Origin of the sequence: Curtobacterium sp. 'Ferrero', assembly GCF_002412165.1 — a bacterium.
Lineage (GTDB): Bacteria > Actinomycetota > Actinomycetes > Actinomycetales > Microbacteriaceae > Curtobacterium.
This window is the reverse complement of record NZ_NXIA01000035.1, coordinates 1-15,509: the sequence shown is the minus strand read 5'-3', so window position 1 is coordinate 15,509 and position 15,509 is coordinate 1. Positions and strand designations below refer to the sequence as shown.

The 15,509-nt window shown below is 71.5% G+C and carries 11 protein-coding genes; 4 read left to right on the top strand and 7 right to left on the bottom strand.

Annotated elements, in window-relative coordinates:
• Positions 1-1,044: 2-oxoglutarate dehydrogenase, E2 component, dihydrolipoamide succinyltransferase (gene sucB / locus Csp2054_RS17105; RefSeq protein ID WP_096900762.1), on the top strand; the 1,044-nt coding region annotated here is incomplete at its 5' end.
• Positions 1,045-1,145: 101 nt separating this feature from the next.
• On the opposite strand, the gene Csp2054_RS17100 is transcribed toward sucB, so the two are convergent.
• Complete coding sequence (locus Csp2054_RS17100; RefSeq protein WP_141399316.1) at positions 1,146-2,150, bottom strand: hypothetical protein; 1,005 nt, start codon at positions 2,148-2,150, stop codon at positions 1,146-1,148.
• Positions 2,151-2,278: 128 nt separating this feature from the next.
• Here Csp2054_RS17100 and Csp2054_RS17095 point away from each other — a divergent pair, with 128 nt between their 5' ends.
• Positions 2,279-2,992, top strand: coding sequence for a DUF4191 domain-containing protein (locus Csp2054_RS17095; protein WP_096900760.1), 714 nt, complete (start codon positions 2,279-2,281; stop codon positions 2,990-2,992).
• Positions 2,993-3,086: 94 nt separating this feature from the next.
• On the opposite strand, the gene Csp2054_RS17090 is transcribed toward Csp2054_RS17095, so the two are convergent.
• On the bottom strand, positions 3,087-3,542 hold the full coding sequence (locus tag Csp2054_RS17090; RefSeq protein WP_096900759.1) for an RDD family protein: 456 nt from the start codon (positions 3,540-3,542) through the stop codon (positions 3,087-3,089).
• Between the two features lie 142 nt (positions 3,543-3,684).
• On the opposite strand from Csp2054_RS17090, the gene glnA reads away from it, so the two are divergent.
• Positions 3,685-5,109 carry a type I glutamate--ammonia ligase gene (glnA, locus tag Csp2054_RS17085; RefSeq protein ID WP_096900758.1) on the top strand — a complete coding sequence of 475 codons (1,425 nt, stop codon included), beginning with the start codon at positions 3,685-3,687 and terminating at the stop codon, positions 5,107-5,109.
• 366 nt (positions 5,110-5,475) lie between these two features.
• Here the strand turns inward: glnA and Csp2054_RS17080 are convergent, their stop codons facing one another.
• The 3 genes from Csp2054_RS17080 to Csp2054_RS17070 are packed head-to-tail and all read right to left on the bottom strand — an operon-like array spanning position 5,476 to position 10,134.
• A complete protein-coding gene (locus Csp2054_RS17080) occupies positions 5,476-6,918 on the bottom strand; it encodes a UDP-glucose dehydrogenase family protein (protein WP_096900757.1) in 1,443 nt (480 codons plus the stop codon).
• Positions 6,915-8,486, bottom strand: coding sequence for a glycoside hydrolase family 26 protein (locus Csp2054_RS17075; RefSeq protein ID WP_096900756.1), 1,572 nt, complete (start codon positions 8,484-8,486; stop codon positions 6,915-6,917). Before Csp2054_RS17075 ends, Csp2054_RS17080 begins: the two co-directional genes overlap by 4 nt.
• Complete coding sequence (locus Csp2054_RS17070) at positions 8,479-10,134, bottom strand: glycosyltransferase family 2 protein (RefSeq protein ID WP_096900755.1); 1,656 nt, start codon at positions 10,132-10,134, stop codon at positions 8,479-8,481. Before Csp2054_RS17070 ends, Csp2054_RS17075 begins: the two co-directional genes overlap by 8 nt.
• Before the next feature lie 639 nt (positions 10,135-10,773).
• Here Csp2054_RS17070 and Csp2054_RS17065 point away from each other — a divergent pair.
• Positions 10,774-11,445 (top strand): LysE family transporter, encoded by a 672-nt coding sequence (locus tag Csp2054_RS17065; protein ID WP_096900754.1) that lies wholly within the window; start codon positions 10,774-10,776, stop codon positions 11,443-11,445.
• An 8-nt stretch (positions 11,446-11,453) separates the two neighbouring features.
• On the opposite strand, the gene Csp2054_RS18405 is transcribed toward Csp2054_RS17065, so the two are convergent.
• Both Csp2054_RS18405 and Csp2054_RS17050 read right to left on the bottom strand, forming a co-directional pair.
• Positions 11,454-12,620 (bottom strand): phosphoribosyltransferase family protein, encoded by a 1,167-nt coding sequence (locus Csp2054_RS18405; protein ID WP_217990955.1) that lies wholly within the window; start codon positions 12,618-12,620, stop codon positions 11,454-11,456.
• A 13-nt stretch (positions 12,621-12,633) separates the two neighbouring features.
• A partial coding sequence (locus Csp2054_RS17050) for a bifunctional [glutamine synthetase] adenylyltransferase/[glutamine synthetase]-adenylyl-L-tyrosine phosphorylase (RefSeq protein WP_141399315.1) occupies positions 12,634-15,509 on the bottom strand: 2,876 nt, incomplete at its 5' end.

The window sequence follows — 15,509 nt, the reverse complement described above, 5'->3', positions numbered from 1 at the left end:
CCGGTCCCGCCGCCCGCTGCCGCCCCGGCTCCCCCGGCCGCCGTCCCGGCCCCCGCGGCCGCTCCGGCTCCGGCCGCCGCCCCGGCGAACGCCAGCGCCTCGGTCCCGAACCCGAACCAGGACGCGGGTGCCTCGGGCTACGTCACGCCGCTCGTCCGCAAGCTCGCGAACGAGCAGGGCGTCGACCTGTCGACCGTCACCGGTTCCGGTGTCGGTGGGCGCATCCGCAAGGAGGACGTGCTCGCGGCCGCCGCGAAGGCCCCGGCCGCCGGTGGCTCGGCAGGTGCGGCTGTCGCTCCGTCGGGTCCGTTCGTCGCCGAGGTGTCGCCGCTGCGCGGCACCCGCGAGAAGATGACCCGCCTGCGCAAGGTCGTCGCGGAGCGCGCGGTGCAGTCGATGACCTCGACCGCCCAGCTCACGAGCGTCGTCGAGGTGGACGTCACGAAGGTGGCGCAGTTCCGCGACGCGCACAAGGCGGAGTTCCAGGAGAAGACCGGCGCGAAGCTGTCCTTCATGCCGTTCTTCGCCCTGGCCGCCTCCGAGGCGCTCAAGGCCCACCCGAAGATCAACTCGACGGTGGAGGGCGAGGAGATCGTCTACCCCGACCACGAGAACGTCTCGATCGCGGTGGACACCGAGCGCGGCCTGCTGACCCCGGTCATCAAGGACGCCTCGTCGCTCGACCTGGCCCAGTTCGCACAGGCGATCGCCGACCTGGCCGACCGCACGCGCAACAACCAGCTCAAGCCGGACGAGCTCGCCGGCGGCACCTTCACGCTGACGAACACCGGATCGCGCGGCGCGCTGTTCGACACCCCCGTGGTGTTCCTGCCGCAGTCAGCGATCCTCGGGACGGGCATCGTGACGAAGCGCCCCGCCGTGGTGAAGGTCGACGGGCAGGAGGCGATCGCGATCCGTTCGTTCGTCTACCTGGCGCTGTCGTACGACCACCGCATCATCGACGGTGCCGACGCGTCGCGCTACCTCGTCGCGGTGAAGAACCGCCTCGAGGAGGGCAACTTCGGGCCGAACCTCGGCTACTGAGTCGCCACAGCTCCACGAGCCGCACCGGAACGGCCCCGCTCCCCACCAGGAGCGGGGCCGTTCCGCGTCCGGCAGGGCGGCCGGTCCCGGTGCGGTGCTCGTCACGATCCGAGGGCGAACGTCGCCGCGGTGACGAGGCCGACGGCCACGACGACCCCGACCGCGGCCTGTCGCAACGGGATCCGTCGTCCCGCGAGTGGGACCCCGTGCTCGACGACCTGGCGCAGGACGTCGACGACACGGTCGACGGTGCCCGGCTCCCCTGCCGCGTCGGTCGGTCCCGGTGCGGCCCGGAAGTGGTACTCGGTGGGCTCCGGCTCCCACCGGACGGGGCGGGGCGGTGCCGCGTCCCGGACCGTGCGGAGGAGCAGGTCGAGCTCGTCGGGGCCGCCCGCCCGAGCAGCGGCGACGGCCTGGTCGATCGACGGGCGGCAGGCCTCGCGCGGGTCGACGCGTTCCCACACCGTCCGCGCCGCGAGGACCAGGACCGCGATCCCGTCCAGCGCACCGCCCCGGAGGAGGGTGCCGGACCCCCGACCGCGGTGACGCTCCCGCCGCTGCCCGACGCTGCCGTGGCGGCTCGGCAGCAGCACCGCGGCGTCGGACGGGCCGGACAGCAGCACCGCAGCGCCGGGTCGGTCGGACAGCAGCACCGCACCGCCGGGTCGGTCGGACAGCGGCGCCGCTCCGTCGGGTCGGTCGCACAGCGGCGCCGCTCCGTCGGGTCGGTCGCACAGCAGCGCCGCTCCGTCGGGTCGGTCGCACAGCACGACCGCGCCGGAGTCGTCGACGACCACGTCGTCGACGGTCGCCGTCCCGAGCACGACCGCGCCCCGAGCGGCGGCCACCGCGAGCTCCAGCAGGGGCAGGGTCAGGGTGACCGCGACACCGACGGTCGGGACGCCGAGCCGGTCGAGCGCGTCGGCCAGTCGCTCCCCGGCAGGGCGGAGCAGTTCCGCGACCAGGACCCCCTGCCGGGTCCGGCCCACGCGGAGCACGGGAGCGAGGTGCCGGACGGGCGCCGTCGAGCGGTCGGCGAGCCACGCGAGGAACGCGCGCTCGTCGGTACTGCGCCACCAGGCGGTGCGTTCGTCCGATCCGTCCACGGTGACCATCGTGGCGGGCGCGCACCGCGCCTCCAGGCCGTGGATCAGCACCTGTGGACAACGGGCGTTCGCCCACAGCCGGACCGATGACGGTCTCCGAGGGTCTGCTCAGGCCGTATCCTGTGTGCATGGCACGCAGCAGTTCTCCCGGTACGACGGCGAAGGAGCCGGGTCGTCTCAAGCAGATGGTCCAGGTGTTCCAGATGACCCGTCGGGCGGACCCGACCTCGGTCTGGTGGTTCGCCCTCGCGTTCGTCGGTCCCGTCGTGGTCGGCGTCCTGCTCGCGCTGCTGCTCCCGGGGCAGAACTGGCTGGGGGTCGTGCTGTGGATCGTCGCCGGCGTGCTGCTCGGCGTGCTGCTGTTCCTCATCGTGCTGGGTCGTCTCGCGGAGCGCGCCGCGTACTCGCAGATCGACGGCCAGCCCGGTGCCGTCGGCGCCGTGCTCAGCAACTCGCTCCGTCGGCAGTGGCGTTCGAGCGAGATGCCGGTCGCGGTCCACGGCCGGTCACAGGCCGCCGTCTACCGCGCCGTCGGGACGCCCGGCGTCGTGCTCATCACCGAGGGGCAGCGCGGCAACCTCACCCGGCAGGTCGACGAGGAGCGTCGGAAGGTCCAGCGGATCGTCCCGAACGTCCCCGTGCACGTCCTGCACGTCGGCGGTGGCGAGGACGGCCTCACGCTGCACAAGCTCCCCCGCGCGATGAACAAGCTGAAGAAGGCGCTGAACCGCAACGAGGTGCTCGCGGTCGCCAACCGACTCGACTCCCTGACGCACGGACCGGCGTCGGCGATCCCGAAGGGCATGGACCCGATGCGGGTGCGTGCCGGACGGCCCCGCTGATCCGCTGAGCCCGCATCGCAGAACGCCCCCGACCTGTCCGGTCGGGGGCGTTCTGCGTCGGGGGGTCGTGTGCGCCGGAACTCGAGCGGGGCCCTCACTTCCGGACGAGCACCGTCCCGGCGATCCGGTCGTGCGCGCCCCGGCTGTCGCGGTCGATGATGAGCGCCGGGACGACGAGGCACAGCAGCAGTGTCCGCACCACCGGCCGCCAGACCCCGACGTAGCCGCCGCGGACGGGCACGACGCGCAGTCCGACGCAGATGTGCCCGAACGAACCCGACAGCAGGCAGATGAACAGGATCTGCAGCACGGCGAAGATCGCGATCTGCACCCACGAGTGCGCGATGTCCCCGGAACCGTTCACCGGGGACCACACCCCCGTGACGTAGGCGACGAGGTCGGCGAGGGCACCGTCGATGAGGAGCGCGACGATGCGGCGACCGACGCGGCCGACGCTCCGGGGCCCCTCCTCCGGGAGCCCGAGGTCCTTGCCGGGCCAGCCGTCCGGGTGCGGGGAGGCGGTCGACGACGGGGACGTGGAGCGTGCCATGCGACAAGGGTAGGCGACCGTCGGCACGTAACACGCACGAAACAATGCAGTCACGTCCGGGAAACTCGGTGTCAATAGCCTCATCGGAGGGTGCACCCCGCGGCACCTCCGACATCACCTACCCCCCAGGAGATCGACACACATGTTCAGCGATTCCTCCGAGGTGCTCGCCTTCATCAAGGACACGGACGTCAAGTTCCTCGACATCCGCTTCACGGACCTTCCCGGTGTCCAGCAGCACTTCAACATCCCGGCGTCGACGGTCGACGAGGACTTCTTCTCGGTCGGACAGCTCTTCGACGGCTCCTCGATCCGCGGCTTCGCGTCGATCCACGAGTCGGACATGCAGCTCATCCCCGACGTGACGACGGCCTACATCGACCAGTTCCGCGCCGAGCGCACGCTGATCATGATCTTCGACATCTACAACCCGCGGAACGGCGAGATCTACGGCCGTGACCCGCGCCAGGTGGCGAAGAAGGCCGAGAAGTACCTCGCGTCGACCGGCATCGCCGACACGGCGTTCTTCGCCCCCGAGGCCGAGTTCTACATCTTCGACGACGTCCGCTACTCCGTGACCCAGAACAAGTCGTTCTACTCGGTCGACTCGGAAGAGGGCGCGTGGAACACCGGCCGCGAGGAAGAGGGCGGCAACCTCGCCAACAAGACCCCGTACAAGGGCGGCTACTTCCCCGTCTCCCCCGTCGACAAGACGGCGGACCTCCGTGACGACATCACCCTCAAGCTGATCGAGGCGGGCTTCGAGCTCGAGCGCTCGCACCACGAGGTGGGCACCGGCGGCCAGCAGGAGATCAACTACAAGTTCGACACGATGGTCCACGCCGCGGACGACATCCTGAAGTTCAAGTACATCGTGAAGAACACGGCCGACCAGTGGGGCAAGGTCGCGACCTTCATGCCGAAGCCGCTCTTCGGTGACAACGGCTCGGGCATGCACACGCACCAGTCGCTGTGGAACGACGGCAAGCCGCTGTTCTACGACGAGAACGGCTACGGCGGGCTCTCGGACATCGCGCGTTGGTACATCGGCGGCATCCTCAAGCACGCGCCGGCGCTGCTCGCGTTCACGAACCCGTCGATCAACTCGTACCACCGCCTGGTCAAGGGCTTCGAGGCGCCGGTCAACCTGGTCTACTCGGCCGGCAACCGTTCCGCCGCGATCCGCATCCCGATCACCGGCACGAACCCGAAGGCCAAGCGCATCGAGTTCCGCGCGCCGGACGCCTCGGGCAACCCGTACCTCGCGTTCGCCGCGCAGCTGATGGCGGGCCTCGACGGCATCCAGAACCGCATCGAGCCGCACGAGCCGGTCGACAAGGACCTCTACGAGCTCCCGCCGGAGGAGGCGAAGGGCATCCCGCAGGTGCCGGGCTCCCTCGACGAGGCGCTCGACGCGCTCGAGGCGGACCACGAGTTCCTCACGAAGGGCAACGTCTTCACCGAGGACCTCATCCAGACGTGGATCGACTACAAGCGTGAGAACGAGATCCTCCCGCTCGCGCAGCGTCCGCACCCGTTCGAGTACGAGCTCTACTTCGGCGTCTGATCCTCGCTGACACCACGAAGGCCCCGCACCGGTTCCGGTGCGGGGCCTTCTGCGTGCGGCGCGCGCTCGCGCTGTGGGGGGGCGACCGCCTGGAGGCCCGGTGCCGGTCCGGCGGGGCCGCGCCGCGCCTCCAGGCGGTCGCGTCGCGACGCTTCGAGCCCATCGCACCCACAGTAGGAAGCCGAATCGCTCGTAGGAGGTCGTTCCTTCCGACTGCCCACGAGCGGAACGGCCGACCACGAGCGAAACGGCCGACCACGAGCGGAACGGCCAACCACGAGCGGAACGGCACCGGACGGGCGAGCACACGCACGAGCGGGGCCCGCGCCGCCCCCGGCACGGACCCCGCTCGCAGCGGTGGCAGACCTACCGTGCCGTCGCCAGCACGTCGTTCGCCCCCGCGGCGACGCTCACGGGTGCACCCGTGACCGGAGTGGGCCGTCCCAGGGAACGGACGGTCCACCCCGCCTGTACCCAGTCCTCGACCGGGAGGCAGTTCCGCGCGTCGATCACGACCCGGCGACCGACCACCTCGCCGAGCGCGACCGGGGACGCCGTCACGATGTCGTCCCACTCCGTCAGCACGAGGACGACGTCGGCTCCCTCGATCGCAGCCTCCTTCGAGGCGGCGTACGTCAGCGTCGGGAACGATCGACGGGCGGTCTCGTTGGCCTCCGGGTCCCACAGTGAAACCTGGGCGCCGCGGAGGTGCAGTGCGGCAGCGACGTTGAGCGCCGGCGAGTCGCGGACGTCGTCGGTGAGGGGCTTGAACGCGGCACCGATGACGGCGACGCGGCGGTTGAGCACCGATCCCCCGACGGCTTCGATGGCCATGTCGATCACGCGTTCGCGCTGCCCCATGTTGATCTCGTCGACCTGCTGCATGAGGCCGACGACGCGGCCGGCGCCGAGCTCGTTCGCGCGGTGCATGAGCGCCCGGATGTCCTTCGGCAGGCAGCCGCCGCCGAACCCGAGGCCGGCGTTGAGGAACTTCCGGCCGATGCGGGCGTCGTGCCCGAGCGCGTCCGCGAGCGTCGTCACGTCGGCACCGGTGATGGCGCACATCTCGGAGATCGCGTTGATGAACGAGATCTTCGTCGCGAGGAACGCGTTCGCGCTCACCTTCACGAGCTCGGCGGTCGCGAGGTCGGTGGTGATGACCGGGCAGCCCTCGGCGATCGGGGCGGCGTAGACCTCCCGGATGACCGCGTCGGCCTCGGGCGAGGCACCGCCCCAGACGAGCCGGTCCGGGTGCAGGGTGTCCTCGACGGCCTTGCCCTCGCGGAGGAACTCGGGGTTCCAGATGAGCTCGGCGTCGATGCCGGCGGGGGTGAACTCCCGCACGACCTCCCGGAGCCGGGCCGCAGTGCCCACCGGGACCGTCGACTTGCCGACGATGAGCCCCGGGTGGGTGAGGTGCTCGGCGACGCCGCGGGTGGCCAACTCGACGTAGGACAGGTTCGCGGCGTGCGACCCGGCCTTCTGCGGGGTGCCGACGCAGACGAAGTGCACGTCCGCGGCCGCCACGGCCTCGGGGAGCGACGCCGTGAAGCGGAGCTTGCCGCTCGCCACGTGCTTCGTGATGAGCTCGGGCAGGCCGGGCTCGAAGAACGGGACCTCGCCGGCAGTGAGCGCCGCGAGCTTCGCGGGGTCGACGTCCACGCCGATGGTCTCGAAGCCCATCTCGGCCATGGCGGCGGCGTGCGTGGCGCCGAGGTAGCCGGTGCCGATGACGCTGATGACGGGTGCGGGGCGCTGGTCGGCAGCAGCCGCGGTCGCGGTGGACGGGGTCTTCTTCGGAGCGGTCATTGCTCGACCTCCTGCAGGTCGTAGTCGATGTCGGTGCGGCTGATCCCGTCGACGAAGGCCTGGAGGCTGTCGGAGCGGGAGTCGAGTCGCCAGTCGTTGGTGGTGCGGGCACCGTCGACGATGGTGGTCGCGGTCTCGCTGAAGTACGCGAAGCCGATGACGTCGCTGTTCGCGGGGTCGGCGAGGGCGTCGAAGAGCGAGGTGATCCAGCGGGACTTCTGGGAGTCGCTGACGCTCCCCCCGGTCTCGGTGGCGCCGATCTCGTTGAGCACGATGCCCTTGCCCGGCGCGATCTGGCGGATCTGGGCGAGCGTCGCGCCGAACGTGTTCTCGAAGGTCGGGGCCTCGGTGGCGTCACGGTAGTAGCCGCTCATGCCGACCCAGTCGACGTACTCGGAACCGGGGTAGTAGTTCCGCATGTAGTCGAGGGTCTCGTACTTCGGGTTCCCGAGCTTGTCGATGCGCGAGGGCGACCAGTCCCAGATGGCGTACTGGTTCGCGCCGTTGTCCTGGAAGACCTGCCAGACGTGCTTCCACATCGCCACGTACGAGCCGGCCGCGTTCTGCTGCTTCGACGCCTCGGACCAGTTGTACCACTGGCCGTTCATCTCGTGGTCGAAGCGGATGACCATCGGCATCCCGTTCGCGGCGAGGGCCTTGGCGTACTTCGTCAGGTAGGCGTCGAACTTGCCCGAGATGATGTCCTCGTTCGTGTAGCCGGGCACGTACGGCTGGTCGTTGCCGGTCTTCGCGGGCACGGACTCCCACGTCATCATCGGCAGCCGGCCGTTCGCCCACGACCGCTGGACGGCGTTCTGGTTGAAGTCCTGGTCGAAGCCCTGGAAGAAGCCGACCATGTTGGTGGCCTTCCCGACCTCGCGGGACACCTGGTCGTACTCGGCCCAGTTGAAGGGCGACTGCGCCGTGTACAGGCCGTACCAGCGGGACTGCTGGCCGAGGATCTCGGCCTTGGTCGGGGTGCTGATGGGCGTGGTCGTCGGGTCCTTGGAGGGACCCGTGTTCGGGTTCGTGACCGAACCGCCGGACCCCGAGCCCGAGCTGGAGCCGGAGCCGGCGGAACCGGAAGCACCGGAACCGGACCCGCCGGAGCCGGAGCCGGAGCCGGAACCGGAACCACCCGATCCCGAACCGGCCCCGTCGGAACCGGAACGGGACCCGGCCGCGGATGCCGCGCCTCCCGTCCCGCTCTTGGCAGCACCGAGCTGCGACTGCAGCGAGGCGATCTGCGCCTTGAGCTGGGCGATCTGGTCGCCACGCGACCCGGCCTTGGCCGAGGTCGAGTCGAGCTTGCCCTGCAGCGACCAGATCTCCTCCTGTGCGGCGGTGAGCTTGGTCTGCAGTTCGGCGGCGGAGACCTTCTGCTTCGGCGGGGTGACGCCGAGGGCCTGGTGCACGGCGGTGGAGACGGGACCGGACGGCGAGACCCAGACCGTCCAGGTGATGAGGCCGAGGACGACGAGGATCGCGGTCGTGCCGAGGGCCGTGAGCCGGGCGTGCTTGCTGGACTGGGCCCACCAGGCACCGGAGGAGCGGATGAGGTCAGACAATGAGGAACGCCTCCAGGGCGAAGATCGCGAAGCCGATCAGGTACGGGATCGCGGCGTACGGGTTGTAACGGCGGACCTTCGCCGACTTCGCGGCGGCGCGGGTCGCACCGCCGGGCGAGGTCGCGGCACCGGTCGAGGTCGCCGCACCGGGCGACGGCTGACGTCGCGTCGCGAGCACGGTGGCCGTCGAGTTGGTCGTGGCGTCCGCACCGTCGTCGAACTCCGTGCGACGGGTGCTGGCGCCGGCACCGAAGATCTCGTCGAAGGCGCGGTCGGCGGCGACCTGCTCGTCGGAGTACCGCGGTGCGTCGACCGGGCTGACCGGCGTCTGGCCGGAGAGACGCGGGCTGACCGGCGTCTGGCCGGAGAGCTGCGGCTGCGCGGGGTCCTCCTCCATCGGGCCGCCGGCGTAGGCGCCGGCGCGGGTCCCCCAGCCGGACGCGTGCGCCAGGCGGAAGAACCCGATCAGCCGGATCGGCATGAGGAAGAACGTCGACACGATGATGAACATCGGCAGCCGGAAGAAGTCGCTCGGCTTCTCGGACAGGTGCCGGATCTGCCGGATCGCCATGCTCAGCACGCTCGAGACGACCATGAGCGCCGCGACGTAGACGAAACCGGTCGAGAACCCGTACTGCTGGAGGATGCCCTGGTACAGGTTCTCCCCCTGCCCGGTGAGTGCCCGGTAGATCCAGCCGGCGATCACGCCGAAGAGCATGAACGGCAGGATGATGTCGGTCACGAAGAACATCGCGAGGACCGGGGCGTGCCCGATCATCCACGGGAGCATCCGGAGCGTGTTGTACTGCGAGCCGCGCGCCCAGCGGAGCTGCTGCTTGAAGAGCTTCTTCACCTGGAGCGGGGCGTCCGTGTAGACCAGCGAGGTGTACTGGTAGACGGTCCGGTACCCCTCCTTGAGCGTGAGGTTCGTCAGCGTGCGGTCGTCGGAGACCTCGAGGAAGACGCCCATGAACTTCTCGTGCATGAACTTGTCCATGACGCGGACGAGGATGTTCCGGCGGAACGCGATCGTGCGACCCGGGAGGCAGCCGATCTGTCCGAGGACGCTCTGCGCCGGCATCGAGTAGAGCGCCCGCGAGTTCTCGAGCCAGTCGGCCCAGCGGGTGATCCAGCTCCGGGTCGGCTCGAGGATGCGCTGCCGGGTGGTGACGCCGCCGACGGACTCGTCGGCGAAGGGCTTGAGGAGCTCGGACAGCGTGCCGGGGGTCCACACGGTGTCGGAGTCCACGAGGATCGTGATGTCACCGTTCGACAGCTCGGTGCCGACCTTGACGGCGTTGCGCTTGCCCGGGATGGGCGTGTGGGTCCAGCGGACGAGCGGGGCGAACTCGTCGCAGACCATCTCGAGCGCCTCGTTCTTCGCGCCGTTGATGACGACGATGATCTCGCCCGGACCCTGCTCGACCATGCGGCCGATCACGTCACGGAAGAGGTCGATCGGTTCGTCCACGACGGGGACGACGACGCTCGTGGTGCCGGTGAAGACACCGGTGTAGGGGCGGTAGCGGGCAGACAGGACGACCTTGAGCAGCCAGAGCAACCAGATCACCGCGGAGTACACGGCGAACAGGTAGAACTCGGGGTGCCCTTCGACCATCTGCCGGATCTGCAGAATGAAGGTGAACATCGATCCCTGCTTCAACGTTCGAGGTGGGGATTCCGCTTCATCGAGGAACCAGTGGTCGGTTCGGGTGGACCCCATTGATGCAGAAACGTGACCGAGGCCGCAACGCGACCCCCGTCCGGGGGCGTTACGGACGCGTTACGGGGTACACCCTGGTCCCCCATCCGCTCGGCCGCCCGTGTCCCCAGCAGTGCTGACAACAGTCCGACGGACACGCCCGACCGGCGGAGGCGCCGACGGCGTGCGCCGCAACGGACGGGAGGCGCGCATCGCCTCCGTCAGGAATCCCAGGTCAGCAGGCGGTTCCGTCAGCACCTGAGCAGCAGTGCAGCCAGCGGGGTGCAGACTGATCGCCGGCTGGATCACGGTCAGATCACGCGCATCGCCCACGGTCCACGCGGGGTACATCCGAGTGCACTCCGGGTGACACTGCCGGACACGGAGAATTAACCTCCGACGACATGTCATCTTCCGCCCCGGAGGAGCACCTCGGGCGTGTCGCGTCGGGCTGGACGTCGGCCGACGGGGCCGCTACGGTCTCCGCATGACGATCGATCGACCCGCTGCCCCGACCCGCGCCGTGTGCTCGGAGTCGCTCGCGCAGCAGCAGGTCCCGAGCGGAGGGCTCCCGACGGACGCCTCGTGACCGCGGCGCTGCTCGGCGCTGCGGCAGCCGGCGTCGTCGCGGGTCTCGCGGTCGCGGTGCCGGTGGGAGCGGTCGGTGCGCTGATCGTGCTCATCGGGGCCCGCAACGGGTTCCGCGTCGCCGTCGCTGGCGGCTTGGGCACCGCCACGGTCGACGGTTGCTACGCACTCCTCGCCGTGCTGGGTGGCACCGGCATCGCCGCGGTCGCGAGCTCGGCCTCCGGTGTCCTGCGCACCGTCGCCGGCGTCGTGCTGCTCGTGCTCGCCGGCGCGATGGCCTGGTCGGGGTGGCGGGCGCGATCGTCCGCTCCCGAGGGTCGGCGCCGGACGGACGTGTTCGGGAGTCCTGCCCGGGCGTACCGGGGACTCGTCGCGGTCACCGCGGTGAACCCGGCGACGATCCTCGCGTTCACGGCCGTCGTCGTGGGCGGGACCGGACCGGCGGGTGCATCCTCGCCGGCTCCCCCACCGGTCGACGCGGCGTCGGCGTCCGCTGCGTTCGTCCTCGGTGTCCTCGTCGGCTCCGCGGCCTGGCAGACGCTCCTCGCCGCCACGGGCGCGCTCCTCGGCGGGGTGCTCGCGGGTCCGCGGGGTCGGATGTGGACGGCGTTCATCGGTGCTGCCGTCACCGCGGGGCTGGCGGTGCGGACGATGACGGGCTGGCCGTGACGGCGGCGTCAGTCGGTGGCGGCCGACCGGGCGCGGCGGACGGCAACCGAGAGCCCCTGCCGAGCGGACGCGAGGAGGACCGGGTCGCCACTTCGTCGGAGCTCCACGGCGAGGGTGAAGTCGACGATCGCCAGTGCTGGGTCGCCGGCCGCGAGGAGTGCCTTGCCGCGGTGCTGCCGCATCACGGCCTCACGGGAGGTCCCGGCCGTCTCGCTGACGAGCACGTCGTACTCACGGACCGCGGCCCGCACGTCGCCGAGGTCGCGGAGACAGTCAGCTCGGAGGGCGCGCACACGCGCGGTCCGGTCGAACGGCGCCAGCGCCGCCAGGGCCGCAGCGGGGTCCCCCGTCCACAGCAGCTCGAGGCAGTGGGCGAGGGGGTCACCATGGAGACCGGTACGGAACGCCGCGAGGTCGACGACGACCGGACGGAGGTCGCCGCCGCGGATGATCCAGCCAGGACCACCCGGGACGTCGTCGTCCGGGTCCACTCCCGCCGCCCCGGGCAACTCGGACGCCCCGGCCGCCCCAGACGTCTCGAACGTCCGGGTCGCCTCGGACGTCGCAGATGCCCCAGCCACGGCAGTGATCCCGGAGGCGCGCGTGCCGACCACCGACGGGTCTGCACCGTCCCAGGGCGGGAGTTCCGACGACCGGAGGACTCCGGAGAGCGCCGGGAGCCGATCCCGTGCGGAGGCGCTCGCCTCGTCGACGATCACGACGACGGCCACCACCTCGCTCCCGCAGGTCTCGACCAGCTCTGCGGCGGTCATCGCCTGGCTCCCGGTCTCGATCCAGTCGTCGACGAGGACGACCCGCGAACCGGCTCCGAGGAGGTCGCGCCGGGCCGAGAGGGTTCGTCGGCGGCCCCGGTAGTCCTTTCCTGACCGGAGCTCCTCCCGGGGCCCCGGGAACATCGCGCCGTCCTTCCGCACCGGCGCGAAGCCGACGCCGAGGGCGTTGGCGACCGCGGGCGCGATGACGAACCCACGCGACTCGATGCCCACGACGACGTCGGGTCGGAACGGTTCGACGAGTGCGGCGAGCCCGGCGACCACCGCCTGCAACCCGTCGCCCGAGCGGAGAACGCCCCAGGTGTCGGCATGGCCGTCGATCCACCGGAAGTGACCGAGGACGGCGGCACGAGCCCGGGCGACGGCAGCGTCATCGGTCACGTCGGGCAGCCGATCAGGATCCGTAGAACGCGCGCTCGAACACCTGCCGGGCACGACGTGTGACGCCGAGGTAGTCCTCCTCGAGCTGGGTGGCGGACCCCGGCGGGTACTCCATCAACCGGGCCATGCCCTCGAGCTGGATCCGGTCCACGGGCAGCACGTCCGTGGTCTTCCCCGACCAGAGGACCAGGGCGCTCCGGGCCCGGCTGGCGAACCGCCAGGCGGCTCCGAGCCGGTCGGCGTCCTCCGGTTCGACGAGACCGGCCTGCACGGCGGCGTCGAGGGCCTCGAGGGTCGACGTCGTCCGGAGTCCGGGGACGCTCAGGGCGTGCTGGAGCTGGAGGAGCTGCACGAACCACTCCACGTCGCTCAGCGAGCCGCGGCCGAGCTTGAGGTGCCGGGCCGGGTCCGCACCGCGCGGGAGCCGCTCCGACTCGACGCGGGCCTTGATGCGACGCACCTCGCGGACCTCGTGGTCGTCGATGTGCTCCGGGTACCGCGTGCGGTCGGCGAGGTGTTCGAACGCACGGAGCAGCTCCGCGTCGCCGACGGCCCCCCGGGCGCGGAGCAGCGCCTGCGCCTCCCACGTGAGCGACCAACGCGCGTAGTAGGCGGCGTAGGACTCGAGCGTCCGGACGAGCGGCCCGTTCTTCCCCTCGGGCCGCAGGTCGACGTCGAGCTCGAACGGGTACAGCGCGTCCTCGGTGAGTCTGCCCAGCTCGCGGACGATGGCCTGCGCCGCCCGGGACGCGACCTCGGGCTCCGTGTCCGGTCCGGCCCGGTACACGTAGAGCACGTCGGCGTCGGAACCGAACCCGAGCTCCCGTCCGCCGAACCGCCCCATCGCGACGATCCCGAACGCCAGGTCCGGCGGGGCGGAGCGACGTGCGAGCGTCAGGGCCCCGGCGAGGGTCGCCTCGGTGACGTCCGTGAGGGCCGGGCCGAGCGCGTCGACGTCGAGCCACCCGAGGACCGCGGCCATGCCGAGCCGGAGGGTCTCCCGCCGTCGGGCGGACCGCACCAGGGCCGCGGAGCCGTCGAGGTCGTCCCCGTGGCGGGCGGTCGTCGCGGTCATCTCGGCGAGCAGCGACTCCCGCGGGCGCGGTCGGAGCAGCGACTCCGGCTCGTCGAGCCAGGCCACCGCCTCGGGGAAGCGTTCCAGCAGCCCGGACAGGAACGCCGACTCGGACAGCACGGTGGTGAGCGAGTGCGCGGCGCCGGACGAGTCGCGGAGCATGCGGAGGAACCAGCTCGACTCCCCCAGGGTGTCGCTGAGCCGTCGGAACGCCAGCAGCGCCCGGTCCGGTGCCGGTCCCTCCGCCATCCACCGGAGCAGGACGGGCAGGAGGTTGCGCTGGATGGTCGCACGACGGCTCGTGCCCTGGGTGAGCGCGCGGATGTGCGCCAGGGCGCCGGCCGGGTCGGCGAACCCGATCGCCCCGAGGCGGTCGACCGCCTGGTCGCTCGTGAGCACGATGTCGCCGTCGGTGGCCGCGACCGCGGACAGCAGCGGCCGGTAGAACAGCCGCTCGTGCAGCCCGCGCACCTCGAGCTTGACCGAACGCCACCGGGTCTCGAGCGCGGACGCCGACGTGGCGAGCCCGCTCGACCGGGCCAGCACGCGCAGCTCCTCCTCGTCGGAGGGCATCAGGTGGGTGCGCTGGAGCCGACGGAGCTGGATGCGGTGTTCGAGCACCCGGAGGAGCGCGTAGTCCGGGCCGAAGCGCGCGGCCTCCGGACGACCGACGTACCCGGCCGCGGTCAGGGCGTCCATCGCCTCGAGCGTCGAACGCACCCGGACGCTCTCGTCGTCCCGCCCGTGCACCAGCTGCAGCAGCTGCACCGTGAACTCGACGTCCCGCAGCCCGCCGGGTCCGAGCTTGAGCTGCCGGTCGACCTCGGCGTCGGGGATGTGCTCGGTGACCCGCTCGCGCATGCGCTGCACCGACTCGACGAAGCCCGGCCGGGTCGCCGAGGTCCACACGAAGGGCGCCACCGCGTCGGCGTAGCGCTGCCCGAGGTCCGTCGACCCGGCGATCGGGCGTGCCTTGAGCAGCGCCTGGAACTCCCACTCCCGCGCCCACCGCTGGTAGTACGCCACGTGGGAGTCGAGCGTCCGGACGAGTGCGCCGTCCTTGCCCTCCGGCCGGAGGTTCGCGTCGACCTCCCAGAGCGCCGGCTCCGCGGCGAGGTCCGTGATCACGTGCGTCGCTGCCACCGCCAGACGGGTCGCGATGAGCACCGCACGGTCGGTGCCGACGCCCGTGCCGGCTTCCTCGTCCCGGGTCGGCTCCGTCACGAAGATCACGTCGACGTCGCTGACGTAGTTCAGCTCGCGCGCACCGGCCTTGCCCATCGCGATCACCGCGAGGGGCGTCGCGGCGACGTCCGCCGCCGGGAACGGGACCTCGCGCCGGGCGACGTCCACGGCGACGTCGAGCGCGGCGCCGGCGAGGTCGGCCAGTCCGGCGGCGACCGCCGGGAACGCGACCGTCGGCACCGAGTGCAGCACGTCGAACAGGGCGATCTGTGCGACGTGCCGACGGTACCGGACCCGCAGCCGGAGCCGGGCGTCCTCCGCAGTGGCCCCGGCGACTGCCTCGGTGAGCGAGGCGGTGTACGCCTCCTGCGACCACGGCGGCGTGACCGGTTCGAACAGCAGCGCGAGCTCGGCGGGCCGTCGGTGCAGGAACTCGCCGAGCCCGACGGACGCGCCCAGCAGGCGCACCAGCCGTTCGGCGGCGTCCGGGTCGGCGAGCACGCGGTCGAGTTCGTCCGGCGCGCGGTCCGCGAGCCGTTCGAGCAGGCGCAGCGCGCCGTCCGGGTCGGCCGTGACGCCCCAGACTGCGGCCGGGTCGAACCCCGGCAGGCCGGCTCGGCCGGGGGCGG

Excerpts from the sequence above, each read along its gene's own strand:
- glnA (WP_096900758.1), top strand. The coding sequence starts at position 3,685 with ATGTTCAGCGATTCCTCCGAGGTGCTCGCCTTCATCAAGGACACGGAC.
- Csp2054_RS17070 (WP_096900755.1), bottom strand. The coding sequence starts at position 10,134 with ATGTTCACCTTCATTCTGCAGATCCGGCAGATGGTCGAAGGGCACCCC.
- Csp2054_RS17095 (WP_096900760.1), top strand. The coding sequence starts at position 2,279 with ATGGCACGCAGCAGTTCTCCCGGTACGACGGCGAAGGAGCCGGGTCGT.
- Csp2054_RS17080 (WP_096900757.1), bottom strand. The coding sequence starts at position 6,918 with ATGACCGCTCCGAAGAAGACCCCGTCCACCGCGACCGCGGCTGCTGCC.
- Csp2054_RS17090 (WP_096900759.1), bottom strand. The coding sequence starts at position 3,542 with ATGGCACGCTCCACGTCCCCGTCGTCGACCGCCTCCCCGCACCCGGAC.